General features: G+C 76.3%; 13 protein-coding genes and 1 pseudogene. 2 read left to right on the forward strand and 12 right to left on the reverse strand.

The window, feature by feature from the left end; translation table 11 throughout:
- Positions 1-173: 173 nt before the first annotated feature.
- Both ACFRAC_RS03015 and ACFRAC_RS03020 read right to left on the reverse strand, forming a co-directional pair.
- Positions 174-1520 carry a carboxyl transferase domain-containing protein gene (locus tag ACFRAC_RS03015; protein ID WP_382919811.1) on the reverse strand — a complete coding sequence of 449 codons (1347 nt, stop codon included), beginning with the start codon at positions 1518-1520 and terminating at the stop codon, positions 174-176.
- The gene (locus ACFRAC_RS03020; protein ID WP_382919813.1) at positions 1517-2959 is read right to left on the reverse strand and encodes an acyl-CoA synthetase; all 1443 of its coding nucleotides are present in this window, start codon (positions 2957-2959) and stop codon (positions 1517-1519) included. Before ACFRAC_RS03020 ends, ACFRAC_RS03015 begins: the two co-directional genes overlap by 4 nt.
- Before the next feature lie 225 nt (positions 2960-3184).
- Between ACFRAC_RS03020 and ACFRAC_RS03025 the strand changes: the two are divergent.
- Positions 3185-3274, forward strand: a pseudogene (locus tag ACFRAC_RS03025) (GntR family transcriptional regulator); the annotation flags it as partial.
- Here the strand turns inward: ACFRAC_RS03025 and ACFRAC_RS03030 are convergent.
- Positions 3271-3882 carry an O-methyltransferase gene (locus ACFRAC_RS03030; protein ID WP_382919815.1) on the reverse strand — a complete coding sequence of 204 codons (612 nt, stop codon included), beginning with the start codon at positions 3880-3882 and terminating at the stop codon, positions 3271-3273. The pseudogene ACFRAC_RS03025 and the gene ACFRAC_RS03030 overlap by 4 nt on opposite strands.
- Before the next feature lie 41 nt (positions 3883-3923).
- A complete protein-coding gene (locus ACFRAC_RS03035) occupies positions 3924-4985 on the reverse strand; it encodes a MerR family transcriptional regulator (protein ID WP_382919816.1) in 1062 nt (353 codons plus the stop codon).
- A gap of 137 nt (positions 4986-5122) precedes the next feature.
- On the opposite strand from ACFRAC_RS03035, the gene ACFRAC_RS03040 reads away from it, so the two are divergent.
- Complete coding sequence (locus tag ACFRAC_RS03040; protein ID WP_382919818.1) at positions 5123-5992, forward strand: RimK family alpha-L-glutamate ligase; 870 nt, start codon at positions 5123-5125, stop codon at positions 5990-5992.
- Here the strand turns inward: ACFRAC_RS03040 and ACFRAC_RS03045 are convergent.
- The 8 genes from ACFRAC_RS03045 to ACFRAC_RS03080 are packed head-to-tail and all read right to left on the reverse strand — an operon-like array spanning position 5989 to position 15700.
- The gene (locus ACFRAC_RS03045) at positions 5989-6540 is read right to left on the reverse strand and encodes a hypothetical protein (protein WP_382919931.1); all 552 of its coding nucleotides are present in this window, start codon (positions 6538-6540) and stop codon (positions 5989-5991) included. The two genes, ACFRAC_RS03040 and ACFRAC_RS03045, sit on opposite strands and share 4 nt — an antisense overlap.
- Complete coding sequence (locus ACFRAC_RS03050) at positions 6467-7390, reverse strand: FkbM family methyltransferase (protein WP_382919819.1); 924 nt, start codon at positions 7388-7390, stop codon at positions 6467-6469. Before ACFRAC_RS03050 ends, ACFRAC_RS03045 begins: the two co-directional genes overlap by 74 nt.
- Positions 7391-7418: 28 nt before the next feature.
- A complete protein-coding gene (locus ACFRAC_RS03055) occupies positions 7419-7628 on the reverse strand; it encodes a Trm112 family protein (protein ID WP_361344493.1) in 210 nt (69 codons plus the stop codon).
- A complete protein-coding gene (locus ACFRAC_RS03060; protein ID WP_382919933.1) occupies positions 7625-8530 on the reverse strand; it encodes a hypothetical protein in 906 nt (301 codons plus the stop codon). Before ACFRAC_RS03060 ends, ACFRAC_RS03055 begins: the two co-directional genes overlap by 4 nt.
- Before the next feature lie 24 nt (positions 8531-8554).
- The gene (locus ACFRAC_RS03065; protein WP_382919821.1) at positions 8555-9292 is read right to left on the reverse strand and encodes a class I SAM-dependent methyltransferase; all 738 of its coding nucleotides are present in this window, start codon (positions 9290-9292) and stop codon (positions 8555-8557) included.
- Complete coding sequence (locus ACFRAC_RS03070) at positions 9289-10665, reverse strand: condensation protein (RefSeq protein ID WP_382919823.1); 1377 nt, start codon at positions 10663-10665, stop codon at positions 9289-9291. The genes ACFRAC_RS03065 and ACFRAC_RS03070 overlap by 4 nt, the downstream gene beginning before the upstream one ends.
- The gene (locus ACFRAC_RS03075) at positions 10662-14993 is read right to left on the reverse strand and encodes an alpha-(1->3)-arabinofuranosyltransferase family protein (protein ID WP_382919824.1); all 4332 of its coding nucleotides are present in this window, start codon (positions 14991-14993) and stop codon (positions 10662-10664) included. The genes ACFRAC_RS03070 and ACFRAC_RS03075 overlap by 4 nt, the downstream gene beginning before the upstream one ends.
- On the reverse strand, positions 14990-15700 hold the full coding sequence (locus tag ACFRAC_RS03080) for a class I SAM-dependent methyltransferase (protein ID WP_382919935.1): 711 nt from the start codon (positions 15698-15700) through the stop codon (positions 14990-14992). Before ACFRAC_RS03080 ends, ACFRAC_RS03075 begins: the two co-directional genes overlap by 4 nt.
- Positions 15701-15709 lie beyond the last annotated feature (9 nt).

A 15709-nucleotide genomic window follows, 5' to 3' on the forward strand; every position in this document is an offset into this window, starting at 1 on the left:
TCGTGCGCGCCGCCGGGTGCCGGGCGCATTCCGGAGGGGGCCGGGCGGGGTGCCGCTGAATGGGGGGTTCTGTCCCTGAGGGGGCGTCAGGAGGCGTGTCGGAGAGCGGGGAGCGGGACCGGTTCGGGTACGGCCGCCGCGTCCCCGTGGGGTGCTCCCGGGGGGGAGTCCGCCTACCCTTCGACGACGCCCCGGATCAGCCCCGCCTCGACGAGGTCCTGCGGCCGCAGGCGGAGCTGGTCCGCCGTCGCGTCCACCTCGTCGGGGCCGCGCTTGAGGATGGCCGCCGCGAGCTCCGGCGCGATCACCGAGAAGTAGCTGTCCGGTGTGGCCCAGGTGTTGCCGGGTGCCGCGAGGGCGAGCGCGCCCCCGGAGCCGCCCTCGCCGATCAGCAGGGTCGTCACCGGGGTGCGGACCGACGCCAGCGCCGTGAACAGGTCCGCGATGGCCGCGCCGACGCCCTCGCGCTCCGCCTCCGCGTCGTTCGCGGCGCCCGGCGTGTCGACCAGGGTGAGCACCGGGATGCCGAGCCGGTCGGCGAGCCGGATCAGCCGGGCGGCGGTGCGGTACCCGGCGGGCCGGGTGGCCGTCCCGGTCTGCGCGGCGTACGCGACCGTCCGGCCCCCGTGGTCGCCGAAGCCGCACAGCATGCTCTCGGGGTCCGCGCCGCCGCAGCGGTCGCCGGTGAGGGGGACGCGGTGCGTGAAGTAGGCGTCCAGATAGCGTGCCGCGCGCGGGCGTTCGGGCGCACGGGCGCGCCGCACGGCGTCCCGGCCCGAGCCCGGCGCCCCGGTGTCGCCGCCGAGCGCGCGCGGCGGGGGTGCCGCCTCTCCGGAGGACGCCGTCAGCAGCCGTAGCCAGCGGCCCAGTTCATGGCGCAGCCGGCCGGGCCGGACCAGCGCGTCCACCGCGCCGGACGCCAGCTGGGCCTCGGCCGTGTACGCGGCCGGGTCCGCGTCCGGCGGGCGGACCCGGGAGCCCGCGAAGCCGACCTGGGCGCCGGGCAGCGCGAGCGTCACGTCGGCGCTCGCGCCGAGCGTCGCCCAGCCGCCGCCGGTCGTCGGGTCCCGCAGCACCGCGATCTGCGCCAGCCCGGCCTCCCGGGTGAGCGCCGACTGCCGTGCCACCCGCTGGAGTTGGGTGAGGGCGACCATGCCCTCCTGCATCCGGCTGCCGCCCGTCGCCACCAGCGCCACCACCGGGAGCCGGTGGGCGCGGGCGTGCCGGTACGCCGCCTCCAGCCGGTCGCCGGTGCGCACGCCGAGCGAGCCGCCGAGATAGCCGAACTCGAAGGCGATCAGCACCGTGCGGGTGCCCTCGACGACGCCGGTGCCGCACACCACGGACTCCTGCTCGCCGCTGCGGGCGGCGGCGCGGGCGCGGGCCTCGCCGTAGCCCTCCCAGTCCAGCGGGCCGTCGGGGCGGTCGCCGGGCGGCGGGCCGCCGTCCTCGGGGCGCAGTTCGGTGAAGTCCCCGGCCACCAGGGCGATGACCTGGCGTGCCGTCAGGCGTTCCGTCATGCGCCCAGCGCCCGCTTCATGATCTTCCCCATGTCGTTGCGGGGCAGGACGTCGAGGTGGTGCACGCGGCGCGGGCGCTTGTGCGGGGCGAGCCGCCCGGCGACGTGGTCCGCCAGTTCCTCGGCCGACGGGGGCGCCTCGGGGTCCGCCGGGACCACCCAGGCCACGATCCGCTCGCCGAGGTCCGCGTCCGGCTCCCCGGTGACGGCCGCCTCCCGCACCCCGGGGTGCTCCAGCAGGGCGTTCTCGATCTCCCCGGCGCCGATCTTGTACCCGCCGCTCTTGATCAGGTCGGTGGCCTTGCGGCCGACGATGCGGACGTAGCCGTCGGGGTCGCGCACCGCCATGTCACCGGTGCGGAACCAGCCGTCCGCCGTGAAGGCGTCCCGCGTGGCGTCGGGCCGGTTCAGGTACCCGGTGAACAGGTTGGGGCCGCGCACCTGGATCTCGCCGACGCTCTCGCCGTCGTACGACGTCAGGGGGGTGCCGTCCTCCTCGACCAGCCGCAGCTCCACCCCGGGCAGCGGCACGCCGACCGTGCCGGCACGGCGTTCGCCGTCGGCGCGGACGCTGGTGTTCATCAGCGTCTCCGTCATGCCGTACCGCTCGACGACCCGCTGCCCGGTCGCGGCGGTGATCCGCTCGTGGTCGTGGACGGGGAGCGCCGCGGAGCCCGAGACGAGCAGCCGGGCCCTGCCCAGCGCCCGCGCCAGACCGGGCTCACCCGGCAGCGCCTGCGCGATCCGGTGGTACATCGTCGGCACGCCGAACAGCATGGTCGCGCCGTCGTCCAGTTCCCGGGCGACCCCCTCGGTGCCGAACCGGCCGAGGTGGCGCAGCGACCCGCCGCGGCGCAGCGGGCCGAGCACGCCGAGGACGAGACCGTGCACATGGAACAGCGGCAGGCCGTGCACGAGGACGTCCTCGCCGGTCCACGCCCAGGCGTCCGCGAGCGCGTCCAGGGTGTGCGCGACGGCCCGGCGGGGGAGCACGGCGCCCTTGGGCGGGCCGGTGGTGCCGGAGGTGTAGACGACCAGCGCCGCCTCCCCGTCGGGCACCTCGGTGCCGGGCAGTGCGCCCGCGGCGCGCACGTCGACGTCGACGCGTTGCAGACCGGCCAGCGGGGCGGGCAGGTCGTCGCCCGGGGCGGCGAGCACCGCCGAGGGCGCGCTGTCGGACAGGATGTGCCCGAGCTCCCGGTCGCCGGACCTCGGGTTGAGCGGGACGGCGGCGACCCCCGCCTCCAGCGCCGCCACCACCGCCACGGAGGTCTCCAGCGCGGGCGTCGCCCACACCGCGACGCGGCCCGCGCCGCCGATCCGTGCGGCGAGGGCACCGGCGGCGGCGCCGAGCTCGCCGTAGGTCAGGGCGCGGTCGCCGAACCGCAGGGCGGCCCGCCCCGCCGGGGCGTCCGCGAGGGCCGGGAAGAGAGAGGACACGCGTCGTACTCCTTGACTGCTCGACGGGGACGGCGGGCTGACCGTCCGACGGACACCGTGCACCGGGACGCCGGGCCACCCCCAGCCCGGTACGACCATCGCGAGCCAGACCACCGCGGGCACCACGGCCACCACGATTCCTCCGTACACCATCAGCTGCCGGAAGAAACGCTCCCGGTCCACGTCCGGCGCGGCGGCCAGCACCAGGGCGCCGTTCGTGGCCTGCCGTCGCGGGCGGCCGCGGCCATGCGCCGCCACGTCCGCACGGTGGCCAAGGTCCGCCTCCTCGACTGGGAACCGGACGACACCCCTTAAGGGGTGTCCCCGCGCCGCACCCCCACCAGCGCCGCCAGGTCCCCGGCGAGCGGGAGTTCCACGGTGTCCAGCGCCGGGTGCCGCAACCAGTGCATCCGGGGCCGGTCCACCTCGCCGCCGTACAGCGGGGGCCAGCCGGTGGCCGGGGTGAAGTCGTCGACGACGATCCGGCCGCCCGGCACGAGCAGCCGTGCCGGGTCGGCCGCGCCGTCGTCCCCGCCCTTGGCGGCACCGCCCCCGTCCAGCACCAGCAGGTCGTACGGCCCCCGCTCCCCGATCCGCCGCCAGTCGCCGTGCAGCACCTCCACCTCCGGCCGGCCGGCGAACACCTCGGCGGCGAGCCGGGCCCGCTCCGCGTCCCGCTCCACACTGACCAGCCGCACCCCCGGCCGGGCGCCCTCCGCGAGCCAGGCCAGGCCCACCCCGCAGCCCGTGCCCGTCTCACCGATGAGCCGCCCGGCGCCGCCCGCGAGGGCGTACAGCAGCCGACCCTGCTCCGGGCGGCAGGAGTGGACGAACCCGTGGGCGCGGGCCACGGCGAGGGCGCGCCCGACCAGCGGCGGGAGCGCAACTTCCGTGGCGTAGGCGTCCGTTCCGGTGAGCGACATGGCACCGATCCTGCCGTACGGGACGCCGCCCGGGGGCGCGGTCAGGCCGCGCGGTCCACCACGTCCGCCACCACACAGCTGACGTTGTCCGGGCCGCCGGCCTCGTTCGCCGCCTCGATGAGGGCCCGTACGGCGTCGTCGGGGCCGGCGGCGGAGGCGAGCAGCCCGCGGACGCGGGCGTCGGGGACGGCGGTGGTCAGGCCGTCGGAGCAGACGAGATAGCGGTCGCCGGGCTGGGCGTCCTGGAGCCGAAGGTCGGGCGGTGTGCCGGCGGACAGGGCCTTGACCAGCAGGGACCGCTGGGGATGGGTGACGGCCTCCTCCGGCGTCAGCCGGCCCTCGTCGATCAGCGACTGCACCACCGTGTGGTCGTCGGTGATGCGGAACAGGGCCCCGTCGCGCAGCACATAGGCGCGGCTGTCCCCGATGTGCACCAGGGCCAGCCGCGAGCCCGTCCACAGCAGGGCCGTCAGCGTCGTCCCGGCCTCCCCGCCGCCGCCGGCCGCGTCCCGGACCGCCTCCGTGGCGCCCCGGACCGCCTCCTCCAGGACGTTCAGCACATTGCCCGCCGGGAGCTCGTCCGTGTCCAGGAAGCGCAGCGCCTCCACCGCGGCGGCGCCGGCGAGCGCGCCCGCCGGGCCGAAGCCGTCGGCCACCGCGAGCAGCCGGCCCCCCGCGTAGGCGGTGTCCTGGTTGGCGGGGCGGACCAGGCCCCGGTCCGATCCGGCGCAGTAGCGCAGTTCCAGCATGGTGTCGTCCTTCCTCGGTTCCGTCAGCAGATGTCCGACGAGGAACCCGGCGAGGTCCCGCCGCGCGGCCGTGTCGGCCTCGACCCGCGCCCAGTAGGCGCGGATCTCCCGGGCGGCGGCGGCCGGAGGCAGCGCGCACACCTCGCGGATGCGGGCCAGCGGCATCCCCAGCCGGCGCAGCCACGCCACCAGCCGGGCCTGCTCCAACTGGCCCACCGCGTAGTAGCGGTAGCCGGTACCGGGGTCGACCCGGCGCGGCCGCAGCAGCCGCAGCTCGTCGTAGAGCCGCAGGGCCTTCGGCGACAGCCGGCAGGCCCGGGCGAAGGCCCCGATCGTCAGCTCGTCCTCGCGCACCCGGTCCCCCCTCGGTCGTTCGCACCGATGCTGTGGCTTCCCCGAAGGGGAAGGTCAAGCGGTCCGCCCCGGTTCCCTCCCGCGCGCTTGTTAGCCTGCGCAGCGCCCCCGTCCGCCCCCGCCTGGAGGAGCCCGTCGTGCCCCGCATAGCCCTGGTCACCTGCCGTCCCCGGCCCGACGTCAGCGAGGACCGGGACCTGCCGGTGCTGGTGCGCGCCCTGCACGAGGCGGGCGCCGCCGCCGACGCCGTGTTCTGGGACGACGACGGCGTCGACTGGGGCGCGTACGACCTCGCGGTGATCCGTTCCACGTGGGACTACAGCTGGCGGGCCGCCGAGTTCCTCGACTGGGCCGAGCGGTGCGGCGCGGCGACCCGGCTCGCCAACCCGGCGTCCGTGGTGCGCTGGAACGCCGACAAGCGCTACCTCGGCGACCTCGCGGCGGCCGGCGTCCCCGTCGTGCCCACCCGCTATGTCGCCCCCGGCGACAGCCCCGGTCTGCCCGACGGGCACGAGTTCGTCGTGAAGCCCACGTCCGGCGCGGGCGCCCGGTTCGCCGCCCGGTACGCGCCGCACGAGCACGGCACCGCGCTGCGGCAGCTCGCCCGGATGCACGCCGACGGCCTCACCGCGATGGTCCAGCCCTATGCGCGGGCCATCGACACCGGCGGCGAGCGGGCGCTGCAGTACTGCGGCGGGCGCCTGCTGCACGCCAGCCGCAAGGGCGCCGTCCTCACCGCCGGCACACCCTACGACCAGCGCAAGGTGGCCCACCCGGGCCTGGAGCCCTGGGCGCCCACCCCGGCCGAACGGGACGTCGCCGAACGCGCCCTGGCGGCCGTACCGGGCGCGGCCGGGCTGCTCTACGCGCGCGTGGACCTCGTCGACGGGGACGACGGGCGGCCGCAGGTGATGGAACTCGAACTCGTCGAGCCGAACCTGTTCCTGTCCGTGCACCCGGGCTCGGTGCCCCGCGTCACCGAGGCGATCCTGGCCGCCGCACGCTAGTCGGCGACCGCCACCCGCTGCAGCAGGCCCCAGGTGAACTCGGCGGTCACCTCCCGCGGCGCCCCCGGACCGTCCGGTGCCGTGAACGCCAGCCCCCAGCGGGTCGGGGCGCTGCCCTCCAGCGGGCGGGCCGGGGGGAAGGCGCGGGCCACCTCGTCGACCGTGCACGACCAGGGGGTGAGGTCGTCCAGGGTGCCCAGCACCGGCGCCGGGGCGTCCGGGGCGCGCACCAGCCACTCGTTCCACACCGCCCCGCCCGGCGCCAGCAGCACCTCGAACCGCAGCGTCGGCCACAGCGGCACCGGCCACCGCCATGCCTCGCAGTCCAGATCACCGACCCTGCGGGACAGCACCGACTCGGGCGGGCCCAGGACCGAGCGGTAGCGGGCGGCGGAGCCGCGCGCCCGGGGCGAGCGGACCATCGCCTGCCAGCGCTTGTTCGCCTCGCGCATCCCGGCCAACGACACCCCCAGCTCACGGCGCGCGTCCTCGACCAGACCGGGGTTGTGGTCGGCCATCCGGCGCAGCAGGACGAGCTGGAAGTGCAGCGGAGTGAACGGACCGGCGGCATGCGGCCCGCCGGCGGGGCGCTTCGCGGAGGACATGGGACCCATGCTCGCGCACCGGCCCGCCAGGACGGCGGCCGTCGGGCAGGAACAGCACCGAGTTGACGTAGCGGGGCCCGCGGAACGGCAGCACCCGGCGCAACAGGCCCAGCGCGACGACGTGCGACGTCGCGGCCTGGTGCGCCTCCAGCGGGAACGACGCCAGCGGCACCCAGGAACGGCCCGGCAGCACCCAGCCCTCGTAGCCGAGCATCGACAGATAGGTCAGTACCGGGCCGGGCGGCTGGATACGCGACTCCAGCTCCACGAACACGGCGGGCCGGTCCCGGGCGAGGATGCCGGTCGCGCCGCGCAGGACGGCCAGTTCGGCGCCGTCCACGTCGATCTTGACGAAGCCGACGTCCCGCAGCCCCAGATCGTCCAGGGCGACACAGGGCACCCATAGCGCCTGCCCGTGGATGTCCCGGCGCACCAGCGACGACACGCCCCGGTCGCCCTCGTCGTCCGGCGGCAGCCACAGCCGTGCCGTGCCGGGGCGGTCGGCCGCGGCGGCCCGCACCACGCGCAGGTTCGCCGGTGCGCCCGCGGCGAGCAGCCGCGCCAGCCGGGGGACCGGTTCGACGGCCACCACCTGCCGGGCCCGGCCGCACAGCCGGCGGGTCCAGGGGCCGTACCAGCCGCCGACGTCCACCGCCGTGCCGCAGTCGGGCGGGCACAGCTCGCCCAGCCGGGCCAGCTCGGGTTCGAAGCGCGGGTAGACGGCCCGCGCTGTCGCGGCGACCAGCCGCGCGGGCAGCAACGGCGCCAGCCGGGCCGTGAGGGTGGGGGTCATGGGTCCGTCCGGGTCGTCGTCGGGTCGGTCAGGGGGCGAGCCGTCTCAGCAGGGCCTCGTGCTCGTCGTCGGTGACCTGCTCACCGGAGTCCGGCAGCAGCTGCGGGACGCCGTCCACGATCGGATAGCGCCGCCGCAGCCGCGGGTTGTAGAGGGCCTCGTCCGGCGGCACGAGACGCAAGGGGCCTTTGTCGAGCGGGCAGGCCAGGATCTGGAGCAGCGGGTCGTCGGGTCTCATGGGGGTGTCAACTCCTTGGCATCGAAGCGGGGTCGAGGAGCCGGATCGTGCCTGGGCATGGCCAGCAGTACGGCGACGGCGAGCACCGTGCCCGCGAGACGCAGCGCGACCCGCGCCGGGTCGTGGGGCAGGGACTCGCCGAACGAGAGCGTGCCGAGCACCGCCGTGTACAGGCAGGTCACCGTCGTGCACACCGGCACGATCAGCGAGGCCCGGCAGCGCTGCAACGCCGCCTGTGACATGACCAGCCCGAACACCCCGGTGAACAACAGCAGATACGGGTACGGGGAGCGCAGCAGGTCGAGCAGGGCGGCGCCGGGAGCGGTCGAGGACAGGCGGCTCGACACGCCCTTGATGGCCAGTGAGCTGACCCCGTACAGCAGGCCCACCGCCACGCCGTACTCGACACCGGTCGTCGGCATGCGGTGCCGGTGCCGGGTGCGCCGCTCGGCGGAGCCGTACAGCCACACGCCCGCCGCCAGGGACGGCACGCACACCAGCAGGATGAGCGGGTACGGGGCATCCCGGCCGACCTGGTCCGAGCCCTCCTTCAGGGACAGCACGACCATGAGCAGGGCGAGCAGGATGGCGGCCAGCGCGTACCGCTCCCGCGCGGTCGTCTCCTCGCCCAGCAGCCGCGCCGACAGCAGGACCAGCAGGACCAGACCGGAGACGAAGATGCCCTGCGCGGCCGCGACCGGAAGGGTCCGGTACACCGCGAGCTGCGCTCCGAACCCGGCCGCCAGCGAGAGCGACCCGCCGATCCACAGCGGACTGCGCAGCACCAGCCCCAGCAGTCTGGCCGGCTGCCGGATCGTCACCTCCGGCAGGGAGCCCAGCGCCCGCTTCTCCAGCACGAACCCGACGCTGTACAGGGTGTTCGCCAACAGGGCCGCCGCCACTCCCCACCACATGGTCCACGCCCCCTACGTCCGGCGCGCGTGCAGCAGCAGGATCGACGCGAGGGACGGTCGGGCACAGGCCAGCCGGTCCAGCGCCCGCAGCGGACGCGGCACCCCGTGGAAGGGCGCGCCCGCGAGCCGTACGACCTCGAAGCCGGACGCGGCCACGAACTCCCTGAGCGCACGCGCCGTGTACAGCCGCAGATGCCCCACGACCTCCCGCCCCGGCCGCCCGTGGATCGCCCGCAGACTCACCTCCGAGAACACCGGCTGGACCCCGGCGAGCAGCAGGGCGCGGTTGTACCAGGCGGCCAGGTTCGGTGTGGACAGCATGAGATGGCCTCCGGGGCGCAGGACGCGGCGGATCTCGTCCAGTGCCGAGTCCGGGTCGACGAGATGCTCGACGACCTCGCTGAACAGCACGGCGTCCACGGACCCGTCCTGGAAGGGCAGCCCGGTGCCGGTCAGTTCACCCCGGATCGCGTACGGCAGCCGGGCGCGGGCCCGCTGGAGGGCGTCCTGGGACCAGTCGACGCCGACGATCCGGTGACCGGTGAGGAGCGGGGCGGCGGTGGCGGCCGCGGTGCCGTCGCCGCAGCCGATGTCGAGGACGGTGCGCGGTGCCGTACCGGCCGTTCCGAGGGCCGTGGCCAGCATGCGGGCCTGGCGCAGGGAGCGGGGGGTGCCGGAGGCGACCGGGACGGCGGGGTCCTCGTAGAAGTCCCGGAGGCCGCCGTGGCGCGAGGGCGCGGTGGTGTTCACGGGTCCACCTCCGTGGTGTGCAGATAGTGCTCGAAGAGGTCCCGCAGATGGGCGCCGTCGCCGTGGCCGAGCAGGGCCCGGGACCAGCGCAGGGCGAGATGGAGCCGGCCCGCGGTGGAGGCGGTGGTGACGGTGAGGCCGCGCGGCATCCGGGCGGGCGCCGAGAACCACACGGCGTGCGCGCGTCCCGCCTCCTCGCCGAAGTCCAGGGCGTACGGGATCCGGCCGATGTTGCTGAGCAGCGTCGTGGACGTCCAGGGCGCGGCGGCCCGGCGCAGCCCCCGGGTGAGGGCGGCCCGCCAGGCGACCGGCGTCACCGGGGCGGTCAGCAGGGCCGCCCCGCGTCCGAGCTGGGGCCGGGGCCGGGCCTTGAGGGCCCGGGTCCGGGCGGCCGTGCGCTGCAGCAGGGCGGGCATCCGGTCCGGGTTCGGCGTCAACTCCTCGTGCGTGAAGGCCACTTCGACCAGGCGGGTGCCGTTGCCGATGGGCATGCCGGCGTCGCGGGGGCGGTCGTCCACCGGCATGGTGACGCGCAGATGGCGGGGGCGGGCGCCGTGCTCGCGGTTCCAGTGGGCGAGGGTCAGGGCCGTGGTGACCATGAGCTGGTCGTTGACGGTGTAGGGGGCGCCCCGGGGGCGGCGGGGCAGCGGCAGTTCGGTGACGAGCAGACCGTTGCCGGGGGAGGGCTCGGGGGTGCCGGGGGCGACCCGGGCGGGACGGCGCCAGGGGGACGGGGCGGCGTCGGCGGGCGGAGGTGTCCCGGGTGCGCCGCGCACGGGGGGCGCGGCGGGGGAGTTGTCCCGCCCGCCGTACAGCTCGGCGGCGGTGGCCAGCACCCGCAGACAGGCCGGGCCGTCGAGGGCGGTGTGGTTGAGGGTCAGGAACAGCACGGAGCCGGCCCCCGCGTCCGGCGCGGGACGGCCCGCGTCCCGGGGCGGCACCCCGACCGCGTCACCCGCCTCGCTGCCCTCGACCGGCCCCGTCGCCCGGACCACCTCCAGCCTGACCGGCGGTGACGAGGACAGCGCGGGCGCCTCGGCCAGCGCCCGGGTCCGCGCGTCCCGCAGGGCGTTCCGCCCCGGCGGCGGGAAGCGCACCACCTCCACGTCCGGCTCCGCCGTCAGCTCCCACGCGTACCGGAGCCGGTACCACCGCCCCGGCGCCTCGCGCATCAGCACGCGCGGATGCCGGCGCAGCGCCTCGGCGAAGGCGGCGCGCAGCCGTGCCTCGTCCAGCCGGCCCGGCAGGTGCACCTCGATGTGCACGGTCTCCGGCTCCTCCTCCTGGAGGCAGTGCCGGGCCACCTCGTCGACGACGGGGAACGGCACCCGGACCGGTGCGGCGGCCCGCGCGGGGCGCTGGAGCGCGGTCATGTGCCCTGGCCCTTCGCGGAGTCGTCCGTCGCCGTGCGCGGGGCCGGAAGGTCCGGGCCGGGGGCGCCGGGGCCGCGCGCGGACAGGGTCGGGCCCGCGGCGGGGCGCGGCGGCTGCGAGGGCGCGCCCCGGGGGCTCTGTCCCCGCTCCCGGTGGGGCAGGTCCGGCAGCGGGCCGTCCGGTGGCGCACCGGCCGGTGTCCGGGTCTCCTCCGGCCGCTCGCGGACGCTCACGAGCGCGGCGAACAGCCCTATGAGTGCCAGCAGCTGGGCCGTGTGCCCGAACGCGCCCCGCCCGGCCGCCACCGGCTCCCCGCCGCCCACGGCGGCGACGATCCCCGCCCCCGCGAGGGTCACGAACGCGAGCGGCACGAGCAGCGTGTGCCGGCGCCACGCGAGCAGCGCCAGCGCGGGGACCAGCAGTGCGAGCCACCCGGCGACGAGCACGGCCACCACCGTCAGCGCCACGGTGCCCGGCCACAGCCCCGGCAGCGGCGGCGTGGGCCGCGGCCCGTCCGGGTCCGGCTCCCGGCGCCGCCACAGCACCAGCCCCACGAGCAGCGCGAGCCCGACCGCGCCGCCGATCAGCCCGGCCTCGTACGTCACCGCCGGTTCGTACGACAGCCGGACCGTGCCCCCGGCGCCCGCCGGGATCCGCCAGCCCTGCTGCCACCCGTCGAGCCGGACCGGCGTCAGCTCCTCGCCGTCCAGTGTGGCGCGCCAGCCGTCGTTGAAGTTCTCGTACATGGTGAGGTAGCTCGCCGCCCCGGAGCCCACCGACAGGGTGCGCCGGTCGCCCAGCCAGTCCCGGACCGTCAGCTCCCGCGCGGACGCGGGGGCCCCGGCGACCGTGCCGCGGGTCAGCGTCACCCCGGTGAGCGCGAGCGGGCCGGCGTCACCGCCCTCGACCCGGTGCTCCCCGGCGGACAGCCGCACCCCGGCCTCGTCCCGGCCTCGCTGACACAGCGTCACCTCGATCCGCCGGCGCTCCACGAGGTCCCGTACGGTTCCGCGCGCGCCCGTCTCGTACAGCTCACCGTCCACCGCGACCACCGGGCCCTTGCCGCACGCAAGGGTGAACGGCCGGTCGGCCTCCGGCCGCGGGGTCCGGTACGCGTCGAGCGCCGGGACGTACGCCTCCGTCAGGCCCACCGGGAGCCGCAGGTCCTCGTCGACGACCGGGTTGTGCAGGGTGAGCGGCGCCGTCCCGGTGATCGTGACGTCCAGCCGGTCGGTGGTGATCGGCGGGAAGCGGACCACGCCGTTCTGGTCGACGCCCGCGATCGCCGCCCCGTCGGGCGAGGAGATGTGCACTTCGGTGGCCCGGGTGGACAGGCCGCCGGCCGGCGCCAGCACGATCTCGCCCACCGCCTGCTTCCCCGGCCAGGTCAGATGGATCGTGGGCCGGTCGCCCGCGATCCACGCCGTCGTCAGGTCGCCGTCGGTGAGGTTGCGCGCGGACAGTCCCGCCCCGAGCCGGGCGGTGGAGTCGGCGGTGGCGACGATCCGCTCCCGCTGCTCGGGCGCCACCGTGTACAGCAGCCGGTCCAGGGCCTCGCCGGGCACCGGCACCGCCTGCGCCCGCAGCTCGTAGGTCCCGGCCGTGGTGGTCGTGAAGCGCCGGTGCAGGCCCGCCTCGGTGCCCGTCGCGGACAGGCCGGTGGGGTCGGCGGCCCGGGACAGGGAGACGATCTCCGCGTCGGCGGGGGAGTTACCGGCGTCGGTGGGCAGCCGCAGCATCCGGGTCACCCGCACGTCCGGCAGGGCGATCTCCGAGAACCCCGCGCCGGTCAGTCCGGCCCGCCGGGACACGGAGTCCGTGACCGTCAGCTTCATCCAGCGGGTCGCGCCCGCGGCCGCCCTCACCGGTTGCACGGACCCGTCGGGCCGCAGGACGCTGCTGCGCTCCCCCTTCTCCGTCTCCACCCGCACCCGCGTCGGCGCGGCCCGCACCCCCTCCTGCGGCAGCGGCGCCACCTCGAACGACGACGGCATGTCGTACGGCCCGCCCGCGAAGTCGATCCGCAGCCACTCGCCGTCCGGCGACCCCGCCGAGCCCTCGGCCCACGCCGTCGCCGGATCGCCGTCGAAGGCGTTCACCGGGTCGAACTGCGGGAGATGGAACAGCCAGTTGCCGTACGAGGACGCCGTCACCGACCGGGCGCCGCGCAGCTGGGCCACGGTCTGGTGGGCGAGCCCGGTCACCGGCAGGATCTGGTGCGGCTCCTCGCCCGCGTCCTGCGCGGCGCCCGGCGCGTTGCGCTCCCCGGCGGTGTACGTGTAGGACGTGTTCGCGTTGACCAGCCCGAACCGGGTGTCCGCGCGCCGCATCCCGTCACCGGTCACCCGCACCCGCGGCACACCGAGACCGGGATGACGGTCGCCGGCCAGCACCGCGGCACGGCCCCGCAACTCCGGTGCCAGGGGCAGCAGCGCCTCCGGCCCGCCGGAGACCACGGCCGTGCCGGCCACCGGCAGCAGCCCGGCCTGGTGCGGGCGCGTCACGTCCGCGCCGGTGGGACGGTAGATCTCCACCGCGCGCTGCCGCGGATACAGCCCCTCCACCTGGAGCGGGGTGTCCGGGGCGATCCGCCCGCCGGTCATGACCGGCCCGAAGCCCGTCACCCGCTCGTACCCGGACTGCTCCAGGGTCCGCTTCACCGTGGTGGTGGGGACGGCACCGATCTGGTCGGGGTCGAGGTCGTTGCGGACGACGACGTAGTGGATGCCCGCCCGGCCCAGGAATCCGGCCAGCCCCGGCACCTGGCTCCCGGTCATCAGGGCCTGCTCGACCGCGTCCATCGCGCGCCGGTTGCCGGGTGTGCCGAAGGGCACGTAGTCCCGCTGCGCCCAGCGCGAGGCGGCGACCACGTCCAGCGGCTGGTCGATCGTGGTGCCCCACGTGTGGATGCCGTGGGCGGTCGCCGGAGCGACCAGCACCCGGGCGTCCGGGGAGTACTTCTCCATCCAGTCCGCCGTGGCCCGCCAGTACGCGGGGATCTCCTTGAAGGACCCCGGGTTGAGGATCGAGCCGTTCAGATACGGCCACAGCAGTCCCGGCAGCACCAGCACGGCCGCGGCCAGCGGCGCGAACCGGCGTCCGCGCACCGGCCGGGCGCCGCGCGTCTCGGCCGCCACGCCCGCCAGATGGGCGAGGCCCAGCACCAGCGCGAGAGCCAGTCCGGTCTGGAACTTGTAGATGTTGCGGAAGGGCGCCAGTCCGCCGTCCAGCCAGTCCTGCACCACCCCGTGGAAGGGGCCGCCGAACGCCCCGCCGTACCCGGCGAGCAGGACCGGCACGACCGTCAGCGCGGTCAGCACCAGCCACCGGCGTTCCGGCATGTCGCGCCGCGCCAGCCCCGCGAGCCCCAGCCCGGCCGCGAGCGCCGAGCAGACGATGACCACGGCGGACGAGGCGACGGTCCAGCCGGCCGGCAGCCACGCCTCCCCGAAGTGCAGATAGGCCACCCAGTTCCCGGCGCCGCGCAGGGCCTCCGTCGCCGCCATGGTGTCGGTCGTGGTCTGTGCACTCTCCACGTAGGGGAGGAAGTTCTCGCCGTAGGCGCCGAGCAGCAGCAGCGGGATCACCCACCAGGCGGTGGCCAGCAGCACCCCCGGCACCCACCAGGCGATCAGCCTGCGCTGCCGCGGCCCGGGCGGCCGGGACAGCAGGTACAGCGCGGCCGGCAGCAGCGAGGCCAGTGTGGAGGCGGCGTTGACGCCACCCATGAACGGCACGGCGAGCGCCGAGCGCAGCGCGGCGACCCGCGCGCCGTACCATTCGTCGGCCAGCGGCAGCAGCACCCACGGCAGGAAGGCGCCGGGCAGCGCGGCGGCCGACGTCGACCCGATGACGACGGTGAACACGGGCCACAGGGCGTAGGCGGCGGCCGCCACCAGCCGGGAGCCGCCGTTGCCCACCCGCAGCCGCTCGGCCAGCCGCAGCGCGCCCCAGAACGCGGCCGACACGATCAGCGACATCCACAGCCGTTCGGCCAGCCACACCGGCAGCCCCACGGCGCCGGCCAGCCAGTGGAACGGCAGCATCGGCCACAGATAGCCCGCGTACTGGTCCTGCAGACCGCCGAAGCCGCCCTGGTCGTGCCACAACTGGCCCAGGTCGCCGAGGAACCGCCCCGGATCGGTGGTCACGCCCAGCTTGGTGTCGAAGGTCTGCCGCCCCGGCCGCACCGCGAGGAACAGCACGAACGCCACGGCCCAGAACCCCAGCAGCCAGCGCCGGGACCGCGGGCCCTCGGGCGGTCCCGCGGCGGGCACGGGGGTGGGCACGGCCGCCGGGGGAGGGGCCTGGACCGTGGTCGTCGTCATGGTGGACACCGCCTGAGGATGAGGAGGAGGTTCCAGGTGGCGAACTCGCGGACACCGGGCGCCTTCACGACGGCCTCCGCGAGGAACGGCCAGTAGCGGGAGCGCGCCGACACGATCTCGACGTCGTGGCGGGCGCGGACCTGCCGCAGGGTGCTGCCGACGTGCACGGCGAACAGGTTCTCGCCGAGGGTGTGCTTGGCGTCGCGTCCGGTGCGGCGCCGGTAGCGGGCACGGGCGCGTTCGGCGCCGAGGTAGTGCCAGGGCGCCCACTCGTGACCGCCCCACGGGGACAGCCAGTTGGTGAACGACACGTAGAGCAGCCCGCCGGGGCGGGTCACCCGGGCCAGCTCGCTCAGGAAGGTCTGCGGGTCGGCGACGTGCTCCAGCACGTTGGAGGAGAAGGCGACGTCGGCGGCCCCGTCGCGCAGGGGCAGCAGATAGCCGTCGGCGACCACGGCCCCCTCGGGCGGCCGCGCGCCCAGCTCGCGCGGGTCCGGTTCGAAGAGGTACGCGTCGGCGCCCCGCCGCCGGAACTCCTCGACGAAGTACCCGCTCCCGCCGCCCACGTCGACCACGGTCCGCCCGGCGAGGGGACCGCCGTACTCCTCGACCTGGTCGGCGGCGTCCCGGGCGAGGAGGGTGTAGCAGGACGCGGGGTCGTCCTGCTCGTGGCGGAACGCGCGGAACAGGGCGAGGGACCGGCGCAGCGACGGGTC

It is taken from the genome of Streptomyces sp. NPDC056628, from assembly GCF_042792555.1.
Lineage (GTDB): Bacteria > Actinomycetota > Actinomycetes > Streptomycetales > Streptomycetaceae > Streptomyces.

Bases quoted from the DNA above. Each gene is read 5' to 3' on its own strand.
- ACFRAC_RS03030 (WP_382919815.1), bottom strand. From the start codon at position 3,882: ATGTCGCTCACCGGAACGGACGCCTACGCCACGGAAGTTGCGCTCCCG.
- ACFRAC_RS03055 (WP_361344493.1), bottom strand. From the start codon at position 7,628: ATGAGACCCGACGACCCGCTGCTCCAGATCCTGGCCTGCCCGCTCGAC.
- ACFRAC_RS03050 (WP_382919819.1), bottom strand. From the start codon at position 7,390: ATGACCCCCACCCTCACGGCCCGGCTGGCGCCGTTGCTGCCCGCGCGG.
- ACFRAC_RS03015 (WP_382919811.1), bottom strand. From the start codon at position 1,520: ATGACGGAACGCCTGACGGCACGCCAGGTCATCGCCCTGGTGGCCGGG.
- ACFRAC_RS03075 (WP_382919824.1), bottom strand. From the start codon at position 14,993: ATGACGACGACCACGGTCCAGGCCCCTCCCCCGGCGGCCGTGCCCACC.
- ACFRAC_RS03070 (WP_382919823.1), bottom strand. From the start codon at position 10,665: ATGACCGCGCTCCAGCGCCCCGCGCGGGCCGCCGCACCGGTCCGGGTG.